Origin of the sequence: Pseudonocardia sp. CA-142604 (assembly GCF_050948475.1) — a bacterium.
Classification (GTDB): Bacteria; Actinomycetota; Actinomycetes; order Mycobacteriales; family Pseudonocardiaceae; genus Pseudonocardia; species Pseudonocardia alaniniphila.
Genome location: NZ_CP192045.1, coordinates 2,610,429 through 2,629,401, shown reverse-complemented (window position 1 = coordinate 2,629,401; position 18,973 = coordinate 2,610,429). Strand labels below are relative to the sequence as shown.

The window sequence follows — 18,973 nt, the reverse complement described above, 5'->3', positions numbered from 1 at the left end:
TGGGTCAGGAGTGTGCGGAGGGTGCAGCGAAGGTGATCTCGCGGCGGTGCAGGCGGTAGCCCGCCCTCTCGTAGACGCCCAGGGCACCGGTCGGGTTCTGGGCGTCGACGGTGAGCGACGAGGTGTCGTAACCGAGGCCCGTGGCCGCGTGCAGCACGTGCGCGAGCAGGGCAGCCGCCACCCCTCGTCCCCGATGGGCGGCGACGGTGCCGACGGTCGAGATGTACAGGTCACGCTGCCCGGTGCGCTCGGTGTCGGCGACGTATTCGTAGCTGAGCACGTACCCGACGACATCACCGTCGGCCGTCGTTGCGACCGCCGAGCAGCCCGGCCGGAAGGACTTGCTCCCGGTGCGCCAGTGCACCCAGGCCTGCCGGCTCACCGGCACGGAACCCCAGTGGTCGGCGAAGGCGCTGTTGTGCGCTGCACGCAGCGGCTCGTCCCAGCGCTCCGCGTCGTAGGGCGGGCCGAGCGACGCGACCGTCAGTCCGGCCGGTACGAGAGTGGGCGTGATCGGTTCGGCCAGGTCGCGCTCGAGCTCCGACCACCATCGGACGGGCGCCATCCCGGTCCGCTCGGCAAGGGCGACGGCTCCCGCGTTGGTCTCGGGCACCCGCATGAACAGCGCGGCGTCGAGCTCACGGGCCCTGTCGAGCGCCACGGCCAGGAGCGCGGCGCCGATGCCGCGGCGCCGGTACGCGGGGTGCACGGCGGCGTCCGTGGCCACGAAGGCACCTTCGGCGCCTCCGCTGCGCAGCCGCAGCACCTGGTAGGCAACCGCCACGCCCTCGTCCCCGGCGGACCCGTCGAGCACGATGAGCGTGTCGCGCCCGAGGTCGAGATCCGGGTCGGCGAGCTCCTCGGTGAGGTCGTCGGCGTCGTAGTGCTCGTCGCGGCGGTCGACCTCCTCAACAGCGGCCATCAGCACCGCCCAGCGCGCGGCATCGTCGTGACGCATCGGACGCAGGTGCAATTCCGACCTGAGCTCCGGCGGGAGGACAGCTACGGTCACGCCGCGACCGTAGAGGATCGAAACCGCCCATCGCGCACCATTTCCGGCGTGCCGGACGGCCCGCGCTCACGGGAATCGCGTGACTCGCGGGTGGGTCAGGCTCGGTGGGGGGTGGCGGCTGCTGCGGCCAGCACCGCGGCTCCGATCGCCTCCAGGTCCGCCGGCTCGCAGATGTACGGCGGCATCGTGTAGACGAGATCGCGGAAGGGTCGTAGCCACACCCCCGCCTCCACGGCAGCCGTCGTCGCCGCGACCATGTCCACCGGCCGGTCGATCTGCACCACGCCGACTGCGCCGAGCACCCGCACGTCCACGACGCCGGGCAGATCCCGTGCCGGGGCGAGGGCGGAGCGCAGTGCCGTCTCGATCCCGCGCACCCGGGCGCGCCAGTCACTGTCCAGCAGCAGCCGCGTCGAGGCCGCCGCGACCGCCGCCGCGAGCGGGTTGCCCATGAACGTCGGGCCGTGCATGAGCACCCCGGCCTCGCCCTCGGAGATCCCCCGGGCGACCTCGCCGGTGCACAGCGCGGCCGCCATCGACAGGTAGCCGCCGGTCAGGGCCTTGCCGACGCACATCAGGTCGGGCGCGACGCCGGCGTGGTCGGCGGCGAAGAGCTCGCCGGTGCGCCCGAACCCGGTGGCGATCTCGTCGAACACCAGCAGCACGTCGTGGGTGAGGCACAGCTCGCGCAGCACGTGCAGGTAGCGGGGGTCGTGGAAGCGCATGCCGCCTGCTCCCTGCACCACCGGTTCCACGATCACGGCGGCCAGCTCGTGGGCGTGCCGCTCGACGAGGCCGGCCAGCTCGGCGACGTAGTCCTGTTCGAACGCGGTGGGTGGCACCCCGGCGAACACCTGCTGCGGCAGGACGTCACGCCACAGCGTGTGCATGCCGCCGTCGGGATCGCAGACGCTCATCGCGCCGAACGTGTCGCCGTGGTAGCCGCCACGCCACGTCATCAGCCGGTGCTTCTCCGGGCGCCCGCGCGACCGCCAGTACTGCAGGCACATCTTGATCGCGACCTCGACCGACACCGAGCCCGAGTCGGTGAGGAAGACGTGCTCCAGACCGGCTGGGGTGTTGTCGACCAGGAGCCGCGCGAGATCGACGGCGGGCCCGTGCGTGAGCCCCCCGAACATCACGTGGCTCATCGTGCCGAGCTGGTCGCGCACCGCGGCGTCGAGCACCGGGTGGGCGTAGCCGTGGATCGCCGCCCACCACGACGACATGCCGTCGACGAGCTCCCGGCCATCGGCGAGCCTCAAGCGGACCCCGGAGGCCGACTGGACCACGATCGGCGCCACGGTCGCCGGCATCGGCGCGTAGGGGTGCCACACGTGCGCGCGGTCGGTCGCAATGAGCTCGTCGGTCGTCGTCACGACGAGGCAGCCTATGCCGAGGTCCTTGGGTGGTTCGGGCTAAGGTGGCTGGTCATGTCCACCGCCGCCGAGACTGTGAGCGCGCATCCGGCGCTGTCGCGCCGCCGCGAGCTCGGCGCCACGAGCGCACGTTCTCTCCTGCTCACTGTGCTCGGCGAGTTCGTGCTCCCGCGCGACGAGACGGTGTGGACCCAGGTGCTCATCGACGTGCTCGGCGGTCTCGGGGTCGAGTCCAAGTCGGCCAGGCAGGCGCTCGCCCGCACCGCGGCGGAAGGCCTGCTCGTCTCGGATCGCGCCGGGCGCCGCGTGCGATGGGGCCTCAGCGAGCAGGGCCGCAGACTTCTCTCCGACGGCGCAGCCCGCATCTACGGGTTCGGGTCCGCGGAGCACTCCTGGGACGGGCGGTGGATGGTGTTGCTCGTCAGCGTGCCCGAGGCCCGCCGTCAGCTCCGGCACCGGCTGCGCACCCGCCTGGCCTGGGCCGGGCTCGGGTCGCCCGCGCCCGGGGTGTGGCTCACCCCCGATCCCTCGAAGCAGAACGAGGTGGCCGACGTGATCGCCGACCTCGAGCTGACCGCGGTCAGCAGCTCGTTCGTCGGCCCGTTCGGGGCGATCGGCGCCGAGCGTCAGGTCGTCGAGCAGGCCTGGAACCTCACGGCGGTGGAGGCCGCCTACGAGGAGTTCCTCGACACGTTCACCGACGTCGCGCCGGTCGACCCGGCCGACGTGCTCGCCCACCAGATCCACCTCGTGCACGCCTGGCGGCGCTTTCCGTTCCTGGATCCCAAGCTCCCCGGTGAGCTGCTGCCCGCCGGCTGGGCCGGGTCGCGCGCGGCCGAGCTGTTCGACACGCTGCACACGCGGTGGGACCGGCAGGCCCAGGAGCACTGGCACCATCTGGTCACCAGCGCAGGCTGACGGATCTACTCCCCCGGCGGCGCGTAGGCCCCGCGGGCTGCAGCCGCCCGCTCCAGTACTCCGGCGAGATCCTGGGGCGCCACCAGCGCGCGGGTTTCGACGTGTGAGAAGGCGCCGCTGCTGAGGATGGCGATGGACAGGGCCGCGACGTCCTCGTTGCCCGGGACGTGGACCACGGCGAACCCGTCGCGGTCGCCGAGCATGAAGTAGAGGGACTCGAGAGTGCCGCCCGCACTCTCGATCATCGTCCGGGCAGCCGCGGCCCGGTCGCCGGGCTTGATCATCATGCGCTCCCAGGCCTGCGGGGTGTAGCTGAAGAACAGGGCGTAGGCGGCCATGACGACCCTTCCGGAAGAGATGGCCGGCCCAGTGCACCACCCGCGTCCTGTGGTGTCAGCCGCTAACCGGACGCCGCGCTGCCCCGCCCCGTCAGCCCAGGCAGCCGGGGCCGAGCAGCGCCTTCAGATCGCCCATCAGCGACGGCGAGTGGGTGACCTTCAGTGCGTCGTCGAGGCGGAGCACGGTGGTGCGAGTGCCGTTGACCAGCGACAGATGCACCTCGGAGGTGCCCGGGTGGTTGCTCAGCACGTCCTTGAGCCGCGACACCCGCTGCGGAGTGACCAGCTCGGTGCGCATGCTGACCTTCACCGGGGCGCCCGCGCCGCCGCCGGCCTGGGTGAGGTCGGGCACCGCGAGGTCGTTGACGATCAGCGAGACGCGGTCGTCGCGCCGGTTGACTCTCGCCTTGACCAGCACGATGGCGTCCTCGGCCACGTCGACGCCGACCACCTGGTAGCAGCGCGGGAAGAACAGCACCTCGATGCCACCGGCGAGGTCCTCCAGCTGCGCCGACGCCCACGGCTCGCCGTTCTTGTTCACCCGGCGGTTCACGTTGGCGAGGATGCCGCCGATGGTGACCTGGTGGCCGTCGGGGACGGTGCCCTCGAGGATGGTGGAGATCGCCATGTCCGACTTGGCGGTGAGCACCTGCTCGACGCCGTGGAGCGGGTGGCCCGAGACGTAGAGACCGAGCATCTCTCGCTCGACGGCCAGCTTGTGCTTGGGGTCCCACTCGTCGGTGGGCACCTTGACGTCGAACACGGCATCCAGCTCCGACGGGCCCGACCCGTCCATGGAGCCGAACAGGTCGAACTGGCCCATGGACGCGGCCTTCTTGGTGCTCATGACCGCGTCGATCGCATCAGCGTGCACGAGCAGCAGGCCCTTGCGGGGGTGGCCGAGCGAGTCGAACGCGCCCGCCTTGATCAGCGACTCGATGACCTTCTTGTTGCAGACCACGGCGTCGACCTTGCGCAGGAAGTCGGAGAAGTCGGTGAACGCGCCCTTCTCCTTGCGTGCCGCGACGATCGCGTCGACGACGTTGACGCCCACGTTGCGGATGCCGCCGAGGCCGAACCTGATGTCGTCGCCGACCGGCGCGAAGTTGCGCACCGAGTCGTTGACGTCGGGCGCCAGCACCGTGATGCCCATCCGGCGGCACTCGGCCAGGTAGACCGCCGCCTTGTCCTTGTCGTCGCGGACGGAGGTGAGCACGGCGGCCATGTACTCGGCCGGATAGTTGGCCTTGAGATAGGCGGTCCAGTACGAGACCACGCCGTACGCCGCGGAGTGGGCGCGGTTGAACGCGTAGTCGGAGAACGGCAGCAGGATGTCCCAGAGCGTCTTGACCGCGGCCTCGGAGTAGCCGTGGTCCTTCATGCCCTGGGCGAAGCCGGCGTACTCCTTGTCGAGGATCTCCTTCTTCTTCTTGCCCATCGCGCGGCGCAGCAGGTCGGCCTTGCCGAGCGTGTAGCCGGCGAGCTTCTGCGCGATGGCCATGACCTGCTCCTGGTACACGATCAGGCCGTAGGTCTCGCCGAGGATGTCCTTGAGGGGCTCCGCCAGCTCCGGGTGGATCGGCGTGACCTCTTGACGCTTGTTCTTGCGGTCGGCGTAGTCGTTGTGCGCGTTGGCGCCCATCGGGCCGGGCCGGTACAGCGCGCCGACGGCCGAGATGTCGTCGAACTCGGTGGGGGCCATGCGGCGCAGCAGGTCGCGCATCGGGCCACCGTCGAGCTGGAAGACGCCGAGCGTGTCGCCGCGGGCCAGCAGGTCGTACGTCCTGGGGTTGTCGAGCGGGACGCTCTCGATCTCGAGCTTCGGCTTGCCGTTCCGCTCGATGTTCTCCAGCGCGTCGTCGATGATCGTGAGGTTGCGCAGGCCGAGGAAGTCCATCTTCAGCAGCCCGAGCGTCTCGCAGGCGCCCATGTCGAACTGCGTGATGATGGCGCCGTCGGAGTCGCGGCGCTGGATCGGGATGACGTCGATCAGCGGCTTGCTCGACATGATCACGCCTGCCGCGTGAACGCCCCACTGCCGCTTGAGGCCCTCGAGCCCGCGGGCGGTGTCGATGATCTCCTTGACCTGTGGGTCGCTCTCGTAGAGCGCGCGCACCTCGGTGGCCTCGGAGTAGCGCTTGTGCTCGGGATCGAACACGCCGGAGAGCGGGATGTCCTTGCCCATGATCGCCGGGGGCATCGCCTTGGAGATGCGATCGGCCACTGCGTAGCCGGGCTGGCCGAAGAGCACCCGCGCCGAGTCCTTGATCGCGGCCTTCGCCTTGATCGTGGAGTAGGTGATGATCTGCGCGATGCGATCCTCACCGTATTTCTCGGTGGTGTAGCGGATCATCTCGCCGCGCCTGCGCTCGTCGAAGTCCATGTCGATGTCGGGCATCGAGATGCGCTCGGGGTTGAGGAAGCGCTCGAAGATCAGCTTGTGCTGGATCGGGTCGAGGTCGGTGATGCCCAGCACGTAGGCCACCAGCGACCCCGCCGCGGAGCCGCGGCCGGGGCCGCACCGGATGCCGACGGACTTGGCGTGCTGGATGAGGTCGGCGACCACCAGGAAGTAGCCGGGGAACCCCATCTGGATGATGATCCCGACCTCGTAGTCGGCCTGCTTGCGGTAGCGCTCGGTGACCCCGCCCGGGAACCGCATGTGCAGGCCGCGCTCGACCTCCTTGATCAGCCAGCTCTCCTCCGTCTCCCCGTCGGGGACGGGTGCGCGGGGCATGAGGTCCTGGCCCTCGGTGAAGCCGACGTCGACCCGCTCGGCGACGAGCAGCGTGTTGTCGCAGGCTTCCGGGAACACCGGATCCCACTGGGCACGCATCTCGGCGGGCGACTTGAGGTAGAAGTCGGACGCGTCGAACTTGAAGCGGCCGGGGTCGGCGAGCGTCTTGCCGGTCTGCACGCAGAGCAGCACCTCGTGCGACTTGGCGTCCTCGGCGTAGGTGTAGTGCAGGTCGTTGGTGGCGAGACCCGGGAGGTCGAGCTTCTTCTTGAGGTCGTAGAGCGCGTCACGGACCTGGCGCTCGATCGCGATGCCGTGGTCGAGCAGCTCGCAGAAGAAGTTGTCCTTGCCGAAGATGTCGCGGTAGTCGCTCGCCGCCTGGCAGGCGTCCTCGAAGCGGTCCTGCTGCAACAGCCGCTGGACCTCCCCGGAGGGGCAGCCCGTGGTGGCGATGATCCCCTTGCCGTAGGTCTCCAGCAGCTCACGGTCCATGCGGGGCTTGTAGTAGTAGCCCTCGAGCGACGCGAGGCTGGAGAGCCGGAAGAGGTTGTGCATCCCCTCCGTGTTCTCCGCCAGCAGCGTCATGTGGGTGTACATCTCACCCGGGTTGTCGTCGCTGACCGTCTGCCCACCCAGCGTGGCGCGCTTGCGCTCGTGGCGGCTGCCGGGCGACAGGTAGCCCTCCATGCCGATGATCGGCTTGACCCCGTGGGCCTTGGCCTTGCGCCAGAACTCGTAGGCACCGTAGACGTTGCCGTGGTCGGTCATGGCGATCGCGGGCATACCCATGCGCGCGGCTTCCTTGAACAGGTCGTCCAGTCGTGCCGCACCGTCGAGCATGGAGAACTCGGTGTGCGTGTGGAGGTGGACGAAGCTGTCGCCGCTGCTCGGGCTGGCCATCGGGGTGAAGAGCTCCCTTCCGGCGCGGCCCGCCGGGCTGCGCTCGATCGATGCGGCCGCCGGGTGCGCCCTGGTGGACGACACCGGCCACGAGCCGCTTGGGATGCCCAAGGCTAACCCTGGGGTCCGACAGTCCTCCGCACGCGGGCGACCTTCTGCCGAACGGGCTGCTCACCTCACCGATCGGCGTGTCGAAGGGCACGCCGAGCACCGGCGACCGCACACCCCGAGCCGCCACGGCACACCCGGCCGGTGGTGGGTGCGGTGCGTACGAGATGTGTGCGGGCGACCCGATGGAGCCGTACGTCGTCGATGTCAGCCTGCCAGGCTCGCCGCAGTCCGGGAGGGCGGCTTGATGTGGGCGAAGGCGCTGCGGGCGTTCCAGGTGGGGAAGGCTCGTACGAGCCACGAGGGGCCGTGGAGTTGGATGCGACGGTCGCGGGTGGCTTCGGCCCAGGCGAGCTGGCCGGCGTGCCATCTGACGAAGGCTTCGGCTTCCGACGTGATGTAAAGGTCCTCGTCGAGGCCCGGGTAGGTCTTGCAGATCTCGGTGTCGCCGTGCTCGATCAGCAGCCAGTACCGCTCGGGGCGCCGGCGGCCCGTGAAGTCGAAGCGGATGACGACGCGTCGCGCCGGGAGCCGGTCTCGGCGGAGCATGTTGCACATCGACCAGAGAGCCACAAAGGGGTCGAGGTGCTCGGGGGCGATCTCGAGCCAGTGGGCGCCCCACTCGCCGAGCGACCTGCAGACCGTGAAGAGGTCGTGACCCGCGGGTGTGAGCTCGTAGTGGCGCCCGCGCCCGTCGGGCTTGCCTGCCGACTCGACGATGCCGAGCCGTTCGAGATGCTTGAGCCGCTGCGAGAGCAGCGTGCGGGAGAGCCCGGGGGCGCCCTCCAGAATCTCACCGAAGCTTCCGCAGCCCAGGTACAGGTTGCGGATGATCAGCGGCGTCCACCGCTCGGCGAAGATCTCGGCGCCACGGGCGATCGGGCAGTACTGGCCGTACGTCCGCACGAGACCAGTGTCGCGCCCCTGCCGTCGGGCGTGAAGTCCAGATTCCTGACTTCACGCCAGTTGTCCGCGGTGCTGCGATGAAGCCGTTCGACAGCGGAAGGGCCGATGACGACATCGGCCACCCAGCACGTCGGCGACCTGAGCGAGGAGGTCCGCCATGGAGATCGACGGGTTCCGGGGCCGGCTGATCACCGCTGACCACGCCGACTACGACGCCGCCCGAGCCGTGTGGAACGGCGCCGTCGACCGGCGCCCCCGGCTGATCGCCCGATGCAGCGGCACGGCCGACGTGGCCGCGGCCGTGCGCTTCGCCCGCGACCACGATATGGAGATCGCCGTACGGGGCGGGGGCCACAACGTGGCAGGCACCGCGGTGTGCGACGACGGGATCGTCGTCGACCTCTCGGCGATGCGGGCCGTGTGGGTCGACCCCGCAGGCCGCACGGCCCGGGTGCAGGGCGGTGCGCTGTGGGGAGACGTCGACCACGAGACACAGGCCCACGGTCTGGCGACCACCGGCGGCATCGTGGGCCACACCGGCGTCGCCGGGCTCACCCTAGGCGGCGGCATCGGTTTCCTCATGCGCGCACACGGGCTCACCGTCGACAACCTGCTGGCCGCCGAGGTGGTCACCGCCGAGGGCGGCATCGTGCGGGCGTCCGCCGACGAACACCCGGACCTGTTCTGGGCACTGCGGGGCGGCGGCGGCAACTTCGGCGTCGTCAGCTCGTTCCGGTTCGCTCTGCACCCCGTCGGCCCGACCGTGATGGCCGGGCCCGTCTTCTGGGCGGCCGACGACACCACCGACGTGCTGCGCTTCTACCGGGACTTCGTCGCCGACGCGCCCGACGAGCTCGGCAGCGTGGTCAGGCTCGGCACCGTGCCTCCGCTGCCGGTCATCCCCGAGGACCTGCACTGGCGACCGGCCATCGCCGTCGCCTGCTGCTACGCCGGTGCCGTCGAGGACGGCGAGCGTGCGGTGCGGGCCCTCCGCCAGTTCGGGACGCCGCTCGTGGACCTGCTCGCACCCACGACGTACGCCGCCTTCCAGGGCGGTTTGGACGACACCGTCCTGCACGGGTGGCACTACTACTGGAAGGCCACGGACCTCGCCGGTCTCTCCGACGACGCCGTCGCCGTCATCGCCGATCATGCTTACGCCGCGGGCTCGCCGCGGTCGTACTCGGCGATGTTCCACATGGGTGGCGCCGTTGCCCGAGTCCCTCTCGACGCCACCGCCTACGCCGGCCGCGGCGTGGCACACAACATCATCATCGACGCCGTGTGGCTGCCTGCCGAGTCCGGCGAGCATGCTGCCGCCGAGACCGCGTGGGCGCGGCGGTTCCTCCAGGCCCTCCAACCGCACCGCGCCGGCAGTGTCTACGTGAACTTCCTTGATTCCGACGATGCCGGCCGCATTCGAGAGGCATACGGCGATCCCATCTACCGGCGACTCGCCGACGTCAAGGCCAAGTACGACCCCGACAACGCCTTCCACCACAACAAGAACATCCGCCCCGGTTGAGCGGGGTGCCCGGGATGCCCGCACCCGCCACGAACGACGCGCCGGTGCCCTGATCTGCAACCGGTAGCTCGAAACATCGTTCGGAAACGACCTCATAGACTTTCCGCGATGAGCGAGACCTCCCCGTATGCACCGGTGATCGCGCGCGTGCCCGTGCGAGAGGACGAGGTGGCGCTGCGCGGCGGGCGTACGCGGGTGTGGATCTACGGCGCCGACGACGCGGCGCACCGGATCGTGTTCCTGCACGGCCTGCGCGGCGACCACCACGGGCTGGAGCCGATCGTCGCGCACCTTCGGGACGCTCGCGTCGTGGTGCCGGACCTGCCGGGGTTCGGCCAGTCACCTCCGCTGCCGGACGACCCCCACGATGTCGGGGGCTACGCCGCATGGGCGCGTGACCTCCTCGCCGCCGTCGCACCGGCAGGGGACGCCGTGCTCGCCGGCCACTCCTTCGGCTCGATCGTGGCCACGGCCGCGCTCGCCCGCCGGCAGCCACCGGCATCGGACGAGACGGAGCCGGCGCCGCCGGTACGCGGCCTCGTCCTCGTGAACCCGATCGCCGCGTCCGCGCTGGCGGGCCCGCGGGTGGTGGTCACGCGGCTGACGGTGCTCTACCACCAGCTCGCCGCCGCGCTGCCCGAGCGCGTGGGCACCGCGCTGCTGCGCCACCCCGTGATGACGCGGGTGGCGAGCGTCGCCATGGCCACCACGGGCGACCGCGACCTGCGGCGCTGGATCCACGCCGAGCACGACCGGTACTTCAGCACGTTCGCCGATCGCCGCACGCTGCTCGAGGCCTTCCACGCATCGGTGGGCCACGACGTCGGCGAGTTCGCCGGCGCCGTCACCGCCCCGACCTTGCTGGTGGCCGCCGAGCGTGACGACATCGCGCCCCCCGCGGCCCAGCGCGCGCTGGTGGGGCGGTTCCCGGACGCGCGGCTGGCGATGGTGCCCGGCACCGGCCATCTCGCCCACTACGAGACTCCGGACGCGGTCGCGGCGGCGATGTCGGCGTTCCTGACCGCCCTGCCGGTGACATGAGGATCCTCGTCGACTGCCGCTACGTCCGTATCGACCGGCACGACGGCATCAGCCGATACACCGCGGGGTTGGTGGGTGCGCTGGCGCAGCTGCACGCCGAGCGGACCGCAGGCGGAGCCCGCATCAGCACCGAGCGGAGCCCCGGCGGAGATTTCACCAGCACCGAGCGGGGCGCAGGGGGAGCCCGCAGCGGCACCGGGCGCGGCACAGCTCGCGTGGGCTCCGACGGCGGGGGCGACACCATCGAGTTGCTGGTGAGCGACCGGCGACAGCTCGCGCACCTGCCCTCCGACCTGCCCTGGCACCTGATCGGCAGCCCGACCGCGATCGGCGAGCCGCTGGTGGCCCGGCAGGTCCGGCGCCTGCAGCCGGACGTGGTGTTCTCCCCGATGCAGACGATGGGGAGCTGGGGCCGCGACTACGGCCTCGTCCTCACCGTGCACGACCTCATCTACTACCGCCACCCGGCACCGCCCCCGCAGTTCGCCGCCCCGATCCGGCTGCTGTGGCGGCTGTACCACCTCGCCTGGTGGCCGCAGCGGGTGCTGCTCAACCGGGCCGACGCGGTGGTCACGGTCTCCGCTGCCACCGCCTCACAGGTCGCCGAGCACCGGCTCACCCGGCGGCCGGTGACCGTCGTCCCGAACGCGCCCGACCCCGGCCCCGGGCTCCCCCGGGCACCGCGCACCGGCGCGCTCGTCTACATGGGCTCGTTCATGCCCTACAAGGACGTCGGGACGCTCGCGAGTGCGATGCCGGCACTGCCCGGCCACGAGCTGCACCTGATGAGCCGGATCTCCCCCGACGAGCGGGCCCGGCTCACCGCGCTGGCGCCGGGTGGCCGTCTGGTGTTCCACGACGGCGCGAGCGACGAGACCTATCGCGACGTGCTGCGCGGGGCCACGGCGCTGGTCTCGGCGTCGCGGGACGAGGGATTCGGCATCCCGCTGGTAGAGGCGATGGCGCTGGGCACGCCACTCGTGGTCACCGATATCCCGGTGTTCCGGGAGGTGGGCGGGGACGCCGCGGCCTACGTCGTCCCTGGCGATGTGGCCGGCTTCGTCCGTGCCGTCCGCGAGCTCGACGAGCCCGGGGTGTGGGAGGAACGCTCCGCGGCCGCGCGGGCGCAGGGCCGCCGCTTCAGCTGGGAGAACTCGGCACGGGTGCTGCTCGCCCTGCTGGAACGCGTCGCGGCCGCCCGCGCCCGCTGACCCCGGCTCAGGCCGCCTGTCCGACCTGCAGCCCGTCGCGCTCCAGCAGGTGCTCGTAGATCCCCTCGAACCGGTTCAGCGTGGCGGCGATGGCGTGCTCGGCCACGATCTCCCGGCTGGCGGCCCCCATCCGGCGCCGCTGTGCGGGGTCGGCGAGCAGCGCTGCGAGGCGCGTGGTGAGCTCCGGGACGTCGCCGGGCGTGTAGAGCCAGCCGTTGCGGCCGGGGCGGACCAGGTGCGGCAGCGCCATCGCGTCGGCCGCGATCACCGGGAGACCCGCCGCCATCGACTCCAGCGTGACGAGGCTCTGCAGCTCGGCCACCCCCGGCATGCAGAACACGGCGGCACGGGCGTAGGCGTCGAGCAGCTCATCCTCGGAGACGAAGCCGCGGAACCGCACTCGCCCGGCGAGGCCGAGACCCTGGGCCAGCGCCGTCCACTCCTCGCGGCGCGCACCGTCGCCGACGATCTCGAGCTGCGCCGGCAGTTCCGCCGGCAGGGCGGCGAACGCCTTGATCAGCTCGTCGACCCGCTTCTCCTGGTCCAGCCGCCCCACGAACAGCACGGTGGGGACGGCACCGGGGATGCGCTGGACGGAGCGGTAGCGCTCGGCGTCGATCCCGCAGGACACCGGGATCGCCTCGACGAGGCCGGCGTGACGCACGAGCAGCTCCACCGCGCGCGGCGTGGGCGCCGTGACCACGTGGGCCCGGCCGAAGACGTTGCCGAGGTCCTTCCACGCCACGGTGGTGAACGCCCGCCGCAGCCCGCGCGGGATCGGCGAGTAGGCGACGAGGTTCTCGGGCATGAGGTGGTTGGTCGCCACGAGCGGGCGCCCGCTGCGGTGCGCCGCCTTCACGATGCCGCGGCCGACCACCATGTGGGCCTGGGTGTGGACGACGTCCGGGTTGATCTCGTCCATGAGTTCCGCGGTGTCCGGCCCGGCTTCCCAGGGCATGCAGACCTGGAACCCGGCGTGCATGAAGTAGCGGTGGGAGCGGACCCCGTGGACGGTCACACCGTCGCGCGTGTCGCGCGTGCGGGAGCCCGTGGGTGACGGGGCGACCACGTGAACGTCGTGGCCACGCCCGGCGAGGCCGGTGGCGAGCCGCTCGGCGAAGCGCGCGGCGCCGTTCACGTCGGGTGGGTAGGTCTCGGCGCCGATCAGGATCCGCATCGGTTTGTCGGGCGGAGGCATCACGGGACGTCCTCTCGGGTGTGTACAGCTGTGCGGGTGAAGCCGGTGCTGGGGATCACCGGTCGTGGGGGGACTGCGCCGACCGCGCGTAGGCGGCCGGAGTCTGGGAGCGCTCGGACGAGGGTGGGACGGAGCCGGCGCGGGCGGCGCGGGCCGCCACGGCGTCGGGGTGGTGGCGGGCGAGTGCGACGACCCCGGCGGTGGCGATGACGGCGGCGGTGACGAGCAGCAGCCACGTCTCGGCGGGCGTTGCGGAACCCTCACCGAGCAGGACCGCTCCGAGGAGCACGGCCACGATCGGGTCGACCACCGTGAGGCACGCGATGACCACTTCGGGCGGCCCCGAGGCGAAGGCCTGCTGTACGAGCCAGCCGCCCACCAGCACGGACGCCCCGACTCCGGCGACGGCGGCAACGACGGGCGGATCCAGCACCCCGACGTGGCCGGACGCGACCGACTGGGACACGGCCCGTACCAGCGCGGAGACCAGACCGAACGCCACGGCCCCCGCCATCGCGCAGGCCACGCACCGCACCCAGCCGGACCGGGCCAGGCCGACCCCGGCCAGCACCAGGACGATCAGGGCGACGACGAGGCTCGCGATGAGGGTGGACTGGTCGGGCGGGGGTGAGCTGACCGCGGTGCTCGCGGCCGTGGCGACGAACACGCCCACGCCGCCGACGCTGAGCAGCACGCCGACGAACACTCCGCCGGCCGGCACGCGGCCCCGCTGTACGGCGGTGAGGAGCACCGCGATCGGGACGGCCAGCACGCCGATCGGCTGGACGACCGACAGCGGAGCCAGCACCAGTGCCACGGCGTGCAGTGCGGATCCGGCCGCGGCCACGCCTAGGCCCAGGAGCCAGCCCGGCCGCCTGGTCACCGCGAGCAGTCCGCGCAACGACAGCGCGCCGCTGCCCGCATCGCTGTCGCCGGGCGGACCGGACTCCCGGGAGACCGCGTGGTGCTGCAGGACGGCGGCACAGGCGAAGCAGACGGCACCGAGCACGGCGAGCGCGATCGCGATGCCGGTGAGGATGTCGATCACGCCGCACCCCTGAGCTCGACGCCGGATGGAAGGGCTGCCGGCGCCGGAGCATGCTCGACCGCCAGCCGGGTCGCCCGGGCGGTAACCACAAGTACCAGCATCACTACCGCGTAGAGAACACGTTGTACCCCTCCGAGCAGGGGAAATCCGGGTGAAGTGCCGATAACGATCGGTAGCAGGCTGAGCAGGAAGAGGGCGCACAGTACCGCGGCCACGCCTGAACACCAGGCCACTGCAGGTGCGGCGGCCCGCCATGCCGGTGCGGAACGCGCCCGGCGGGCCACCATCCAGCCGGCCACCGGCACCATCACGAGCACCCAGCCGCCTGCCGCGCGGTGCACTGTGGACACCAGCCCCGCAGTGGTCCGGGGATCGTGGGTGGGGAAGATCCCGACGAGCACCAGAGCCACGGCCACGCTCACGAGCAGCGCGGCCGGTGGCCCGGCATCGGGTAGGGCGCCCCTGCGCAGGCCGCGCGAGAGAACGAAGCTCGCCGTGGCGAGGGCGATCCCGGCCAGCCCGAGCAGTGTGTAGCCACCCGGGAGGAAGACGTAGTCGCTGAGGGTGCGGGTGAGCGGGTCGAGCGTCCCGCTCCCCATGACGTGCAGTAGTGCGAGCGACAGGAGCGCGACCGCAACGCCCCCCGCAACAGCCGTCTCACCCGCCCACATGCTCTTGCGGGGTTCCCGCCCGGCCCCCCCGATCCTGGTCACGCGCTCACCGTGCCAGTCCCACGCTGAGACGAACATCAGGATCTCCACCCAGTTCGCCCTGGGGTATTCCCCCATTCGCCGGTTCGGGGGAATCCGTTCAGGCTGGTGGGACGGGCCCGTCGTCCGGAGGCGGATCTGCGCGCTCCGTCTGCTCGGGCAGCAACGGCGCGAGCGCGAGCTCCCGGATCGTGGCGTCGGGCGGGGCCGCCTCGACGGCGCGCACGCCGGACCGCGCGGCCACCGCCTGCAGCCCGGCGCGGTCGGACCGGACCACCAGCGCGAGCACGCAGCGGCACCCCGGCTCGGCGAGGGCCGCAGCCTCGGCCGCGGCCACGTCGCGCGGGCGGCCTGTGAGCCGGCCTGCGTCCGCGGTGGCCTGCATCTGCGCCCGTTGCCGCGCGGTGTCCAGTGCGGTCGCCTGCGCCACCCCCGGCTCGAGCGGTTCGAACCGCAGGGCGGTCTGCACCCTGGTCAACGGCACTCGCAGGACGGCCTCGTCGATCTCGGTGCCACCGACGGCCGCGAGCGCCTCGGGCGCCGTGAGCTCGTTGCCGAACTGCACCAGAGCGAGCGTCTGGACCCCCGGCGGCGGCAGCTGCGCGGGGAGCTTGGCGAGGTAGGAGCCGACGTCGTCGCCCGGCTCCGGGCCCAGCCGGACCGAGCCGACGTCCGGGGGCGGCGCGTCGGACGGCGTGAACCGCGTGGCGCCGTACCAGGCGAGCAGCGCGGCCACGACGACGCAGGCTGCGAGCACGGCGAGGCGGCGGCGCGCCGTCATCACCGGCATCAGTCGGCGAGCAGGTCCAGCGCTCTGGCCAGGTCTGCCGGGTAGGGGCTCGTGAACTCCACCCACCGCCCGTCGGCGGGGTGCTCGAAACCGAGCGAACGGGCGTGGAGCCACTGCCGTTCCAGGCCGAGGCGCTTGGCCAGCGTGGGATCGGCGCCGTAGGCGAGGTCGCCGACGCACGGGTGGCGCAGCGCCGACAGGTGCACCCGGATCTGGTGGGTGCGCCCCGTCTCGAGCCGGATGTCCAGCAGCGATGCGGCGCGGAACGCCTCGATCGTGTCGTAGTGGGTGACGCTGGGCTTGCCGCCCGCCACCACCGCGAAGCGGTAGTCGTGCTTGGGGTGCCGGTCGATCGGGGCGTCGACCGTGCCGCTGGACGGGTCGGGATGGCCCTGGACGACGGCGTGGTAGCGCTTGTCGACCGTGCGCTCCTTGAACGCCCGCTTCAGCACCGTGTAGGCGTGCTCGGACGTGGCCACCACCATCACACCGGTGGTGCCGACGTCGAGCCGGTGGACGATGCCCTGCCGCTCGGCAGCACCGGAGGTGGACACGCGGTATCCGAGCGCGGCCAGGCCGCCGATGACGGTGGGCCCGGTCCAGCCGGGGCTCGGGTGGGCGGCCACGCCGACCGGCTTGTCGACGACGATGATCTCGTCGTCGGCGTGCAGCACGGTGAGCCCGGCGACCACCGCTTCCGGCCCGGCGATCGTGGCGGGCGCCTCGGGCTCGGGCAGCTCGACCTCGAGCCACGACCCTGCGATCAGGCGGTCGGACTTGCCGGCGGCGCGGCCGTCCACGGCCACGCGACCGCCCTCCGCGAGAGTGGCCGCCACGGTGCGGGACAGGCCGAGGAGCCGCGAGAGGCCGGCGTCGACGCGCATGCCGTCGAGACCGTCGGGAACGGGGAGCTGACGGGTGTCAGGCACTGTCGGCCCCCTCCTCGGCGCCGCCGCGGGAGGAGGTGCGCCTGCCGTCGAGCTCCCGGCCGAGCAGGGCCAGCAGCACGAGCAGCACGCCGCCCGTGACGATCGAGGAGTCGGCCATGTTGAACACCGGCCACACGCGGCCGTCCGGGGCGAAGAGCGACACGATGTCCACGACGTGGCCCTGCAACGGGCCCGGCGCGCGGAAGATGCGGTCGGTCAGGTTGCCCAGCGCACCGCCGAGCACGAGACCGAGCGCGATCGCCCAGCCGACGGAGCGCAGCCGACGGGCCACCCGGATGATCACCACCACCACGGCGATGGCCACGATCGTGAGCACCCACGTGTAGCCGGTGGCCAGGGAGAACGCTGCGCCCGGGTTGCGCACGAGCTGCAGGTAGACAAGACCGCCCAACAGCTCGAGCGGGGCACGGTTCTCGAGCTGTGCGACAGCAACCGTCTTCGTGATGATGTCGGCGGCGAGCACCAGCACCGCGATCACGGCAAGCAACACGACCTTGGGGCCGGCAGCCGTGACGGTCGCACTCGGGGTCGACGGTTCGCTCGCACGCTCGCTCACACGTTCCATCATCCCCTACCGCGCTCGCGCTCCCTCCCGCCGTGCCAGCGTGCGAGCCTGCCGCGCTGGTCGACGGCCCGGATGCGCTCCTCCGCTGCCCGCCGGGCCTCCGCCGTGGTCACGACGAGCAGCTGGTCCCGCTCCCGCAAGCGCGTCTCGGCGGTGGGGGTGAAGGCCTCCTCGTCGCGCACCACCAGGCTGACGGTGGCGCCGCGTGGCAGCCGCAGCTCGCTGAGGTACACCCCGCGCAGCTGGGAGCCGACCGGCACGCGCACCTGCAGCAGGTCGGCGCTCAGCTCGTCCAGCGGGGCGGCGTCGACGGAGAGCTCGCGCGGTTCCGCGGGGCGCGCCACTCGGAGGATCTGGGCCATCCACGGCAGAGTGGGGCCCTGCACCACCGTGAGCACGACGACGAGCATGAACACGACGTCGACCAGTGCCTGCGCGCTCGGTGCTCCCTCGACCAGCGCGATCAGCGCGAGCACGATCGGCACGGCTCCGCGCAGGCCCGCCCACGACAGGAACGCCTGCTCCCGCCACGGCACACGGAACGGCAAGGCCGAGACCACCACCGAGAGCGGACGCGCCGCAAGGAGCAGCACGACGCCCACGATGACGGCCGGCACCACCGCGTGGAGCAGCCGAGGTGGTGAGGCGTAGAGGCCGAGGAGCACGAACAGCCCGATCTGCGCGAGCGAGCCGAGCCCTTCGGCGAAGGACCGCACCCCGCCCCGATGCGGCAGGTCGGCGTTGCCCAGCACGAGTGCGGCGACGTAGGTGGCCAGGAGACCCGAGGCGTGCGCGAGCTGGCCTGCGGAGTAGGCGAGCACGCACACGGCGATCGCGGCCAGCGGGTAGAGGCCGGTGGCCGGCAGGGCCGCCCGGCGCAGTGCCCACGCGCCACCGAAGCCCAGTAGCGCACCGATCACCGCCCCCGCGATGAGCTCGTAGACGACGAGCAGCGGCGTCACCCAGGTGAACGACTCACCCGAGGCCAGCAGGATGACCGCGATCACGACCGGCGCGTCGTTCATGCCGGACTCCAGCTCCAGGGCCCCGGCCAGGCGCGGTCTCACCCGGACGCCGCGGAGAACACTGAAGACGGCCGCGGCATCGGTGGAGGACAGCACCGCACCCCACAGGAACGCCTCTCGCCAGCCGAGATCGAGCAGCAGGTGCAGCGCCACCCCGACCACGGCGATGCTGACCACCACGGCCACCGTGGACAGCACGATCCCGAGGCCGAGGGCAGGCCGCACCGTCTCCCAGCGGGTGGTCAGCCCACCCTCGGTGAGGATGAACACGAGTGCCCCGAGCCCGAGAGACTCGGTGAGCGGGGCGTTGGAGAACTGGATACCGAGCACGGACTCGCCGAGCAGGATGCCGATGGCGAGATAGATGAGCAACGAGGGCAGCCCCAGCCGCACGGAAGCACGGACGGCCAGCACGCCGAGCAGCACCACGGCGGCCACGACGCCGAGCACCACCTCAAGGCTCGCCATCCCCACCTCCGCCAGCACACGGTATCGACGCAGGTTATGGGCTCCGGGGGGAAGGACTCCGCGGAACATCGAACGGGGGATTTCCCCACCCCCGTACGGGCACAAGCTGGATGGCGTCCGTACCAGGCAAATCCCTAATCTGCC

The 18,973-nt window shown here is 71.8% G+C and carries 16 protein-coding genes; 4 read left to right on the top strand and 12 right to left on the bottom strand.

What is annotated here, in order from left to right; genetic code table 11:
- Positions 1–4: 4 nt before the first annotated feature.
- Positions 5–1,012, bottom strand: coding sequence for a GNAT family N-acetyltransferase (locus ACQPZQ_RS12015; RefSeq protein ID WP_433295032.1), 1,008 nt, complete (start codon positions 1,010–1,012; stop codon positions 5–7).
- A 95-nt stretch (positions 1,013–1,107) separates the two neighbouring features.
- A complete protein-coding gene (locus ACQPZQ_RS12010; RefSeq protein WP_433295030.1) occupies positions 1,108–2,391 on the bottom strand; it encodes an adenosylmethionine--8-amino-7-oxononanoate transaminase in 1,284 nt (427 codons plus the stop codon).
- 54 nt (positions 2,392–2,445) lie between these two features.
- On the opposite strand from ACQPZQ_RS12010, the gene ACQPZQ_RS12005 reads away from it, so the two are divergent.
- Entirely contained in the window at positions 2,446–3,309 is an 864-nt protein-coding gene (locus ACQPZQ_RS12005; RefSeq protein ID WP_433295028.1) for a PaaX family transcriptional regulator, read from the top strand.
- A gap of 5 nt (positions 3,310–3,314) precedes the next feature.
- Here the strand turns inward: ACQPZQ_RS12005 and ACQPZQ_RS12000 are convergent, their stop codons facing one another.
- The 3 genes from ACQPZQ_RS12000 to ACQPZQ_RS11990 all read right to left on the bottom strand — a co-directional run bounded on the left by ACQPZQ_RS12000 (position 3,315) and on the right by ACQPZQ_RS11990 (position 8,298).
- Positions 3,315–3,647, bottom strand: coding sequence for a GYD domain-containing protein (locus ACQPZQ_RS12000; RefSeq protein WP_433295026.1), 333 nt, complete (start codon positions 3,645–3,647; stop codon positions 3,315–3,317).
- A gap of 91 nt (positions 3,648–3,738) precedes the next feature.
- Positions 3,739–7,284 carry a DNA polymerase III subunit alpha gene (gene dnaE, locus ACQPZQ_RS11995; protein WP_433299146.1) on the bottom strand — a complete coding sequence of 1,182 codons (3,546 nt, stop codon included), beginning with the start codon at positions 7,282–7,284 and terminating at the stop codon, positions 3,739–3,741.
- A gap of 315 nt (positions 7,285–7,599) precedes the next feature.
- Positions 7,600–8,298: a winged helix-turn-helix transcriptional regulator gene (locus ACQPZQ_RS11990; RefSeq protein WP_433295024.1), complete on the bottom strand. Its 699-nt coding sequence runs from the start codon at positions 8,296–8,298 to the stop codon at positions 7,600–7,602.
- A 157-nt stretch (positions 8,299–8,455) separates the two neighbouring features.
- Here ACQPZQ_RS11990 and ACQPZQ_RS11985 point away from each other — a divergent pair, with 157 nt between their 5' ends.
- From ACQPZQ_RS11985 to ACQPZQ_RS11975, 3 genes are all read left to right on the top strand, one after another.
- A complete protein-coding gene (locus ACQPZQ_RS11985; RefSeq protein WP_433295022.1) occupies positions 8,456–9,823 on the top strand; it encodes an FAD-binding oxidoreductase in 1,368 nt (455 codons plus the stop codon).
- A gap of 108 nt (positions 9,824–9,931) precedes the next feature.
- Positions 9,932–10,864, top strand: coding sequence for an alpha/beta fold hydrolase (locus tag ACQPZQ_RS11980; protein WP_433295021.1), 933 nt, complete (start codon positions 9,932–9,934; stop codon positions 10,862–10,864).
- Positions 10,861–12,075 carry a glycosyltransferase family 4 protein gene (locus tag ACQPZQ_RS11975; protein WP_433295019.1) on the top strand — a complete coding sequence of 405 codons (1,215 nt, stop codon included), beginning with the start codon at positions 10,861–10,863 and terminating at the stop codon, positions 12,073–12,075. The genes ACQPZQ_RS11980 and ACQPZQ_RS11975 overlap by 4 nt, the downstream gene beginning before the upstream one ends.
- A gap of 7 nt (positions 12,076–12,082) precedes the next feature.
- On the opposite strand, the gene ACQPZQ_RS11970 is transcribed toward ACQPZQ_RS11975, so the two are convergent.
- The 7 genes from ACQPZQ_RS11970 to ACQPZQ_RS11940 all read right to left on the bottom strand — a co-directional run bounded on the left by ACQPZQ_RS11970 (position 12,083) and on the right by ACQPZQ_RS11940 (position 18,829).
- Entirely contained in the window at positions 12,083–13,273 is a 1,191-nt protein-coding gene (locus ACQPZQ_RS11970; RefSeq protein ID WP_433295017.1) for a glycosyltransferase, read from the bottom strand.
- 55 nt (positions 13,274–13,328) lie between these two features.
- Complete coding sequence (locus tag ACQPZQ_RS11965) at positions 13,329–14,321, bottom strand: hypothetical protein (RefSeq protein ID WP_433295015.1); 993 nt, start codon at positions 14,319–14,321, stop codon at positions 13,329–13,331.
- Positions 14,318–15,034 carry a DUF998 domain-containing protein gene (locus ACQPZQ_RS11960; protein ID WP_433295013.1) on the bottom strand — a complete coding sequence of 239 codons (717 nt, stop codon included), beginning with the start codon at positions 15,032–15,034 and terminating at the stop codon, positions 14,318–14,320. The genes ACQPZQ_RS11965 and ACQPZQ_RS11960 overlap by 4 nt, the downstream gene beginning before the upstream one ends.
- 97 nt (positions 15,035–15,131) lie before the next feature.
- Entirely contained in the window at positions 15,132–15,812 is a 681-nt protein-coding gene (locus ACQPZQ_RS11955; RefSeq protein WP_433295011.1) for a hypothetical protein, read from the bottom strand.
- 8 nt (positions 15,813–15,820) lie between these two features.
- Positions 15,821–16,705 carry an RluA family pseudouridine synthase gene (locus tag ACQPZQ_RS11950; RefSeq protein WP_433299144.1) on the bottom strand — a complete coding sequence of 295 codons (885 nt, stop codon included), beginning with the start codon at positions 16,703–16,705 and terminating at the stop codon, positions 15,821–15,823.
- Positions 16,706–16,742: 37 nt separating this feature from the next.
- Complete coding sequence (lspA, locus tag ACQPZQ_RS11945; protein ID WP_433299142.1) at positions 16,743–17,336, bottom strand: signal peptidase II; 594 nt, start codon at positions 17,334–17,336, stop codon at positions 16,743–16,745.
- Complete coding sequence (locus ACQPZQ_RS11940) at positions 17,336–18,829, bottom strand: potassium/proton antiporter (protein WP_433295009.1); 1,494 nt, start codon at positions 18,827–18,829, stop codon at positions 17,336–17,338. The genes lspA and ACQPZQ_RS11940 overlap by 1 nt, the downstream gene beginning before the upstream one ends.
- Positions 18,830–18,973 lie beyond the last annotated feature (144 nt).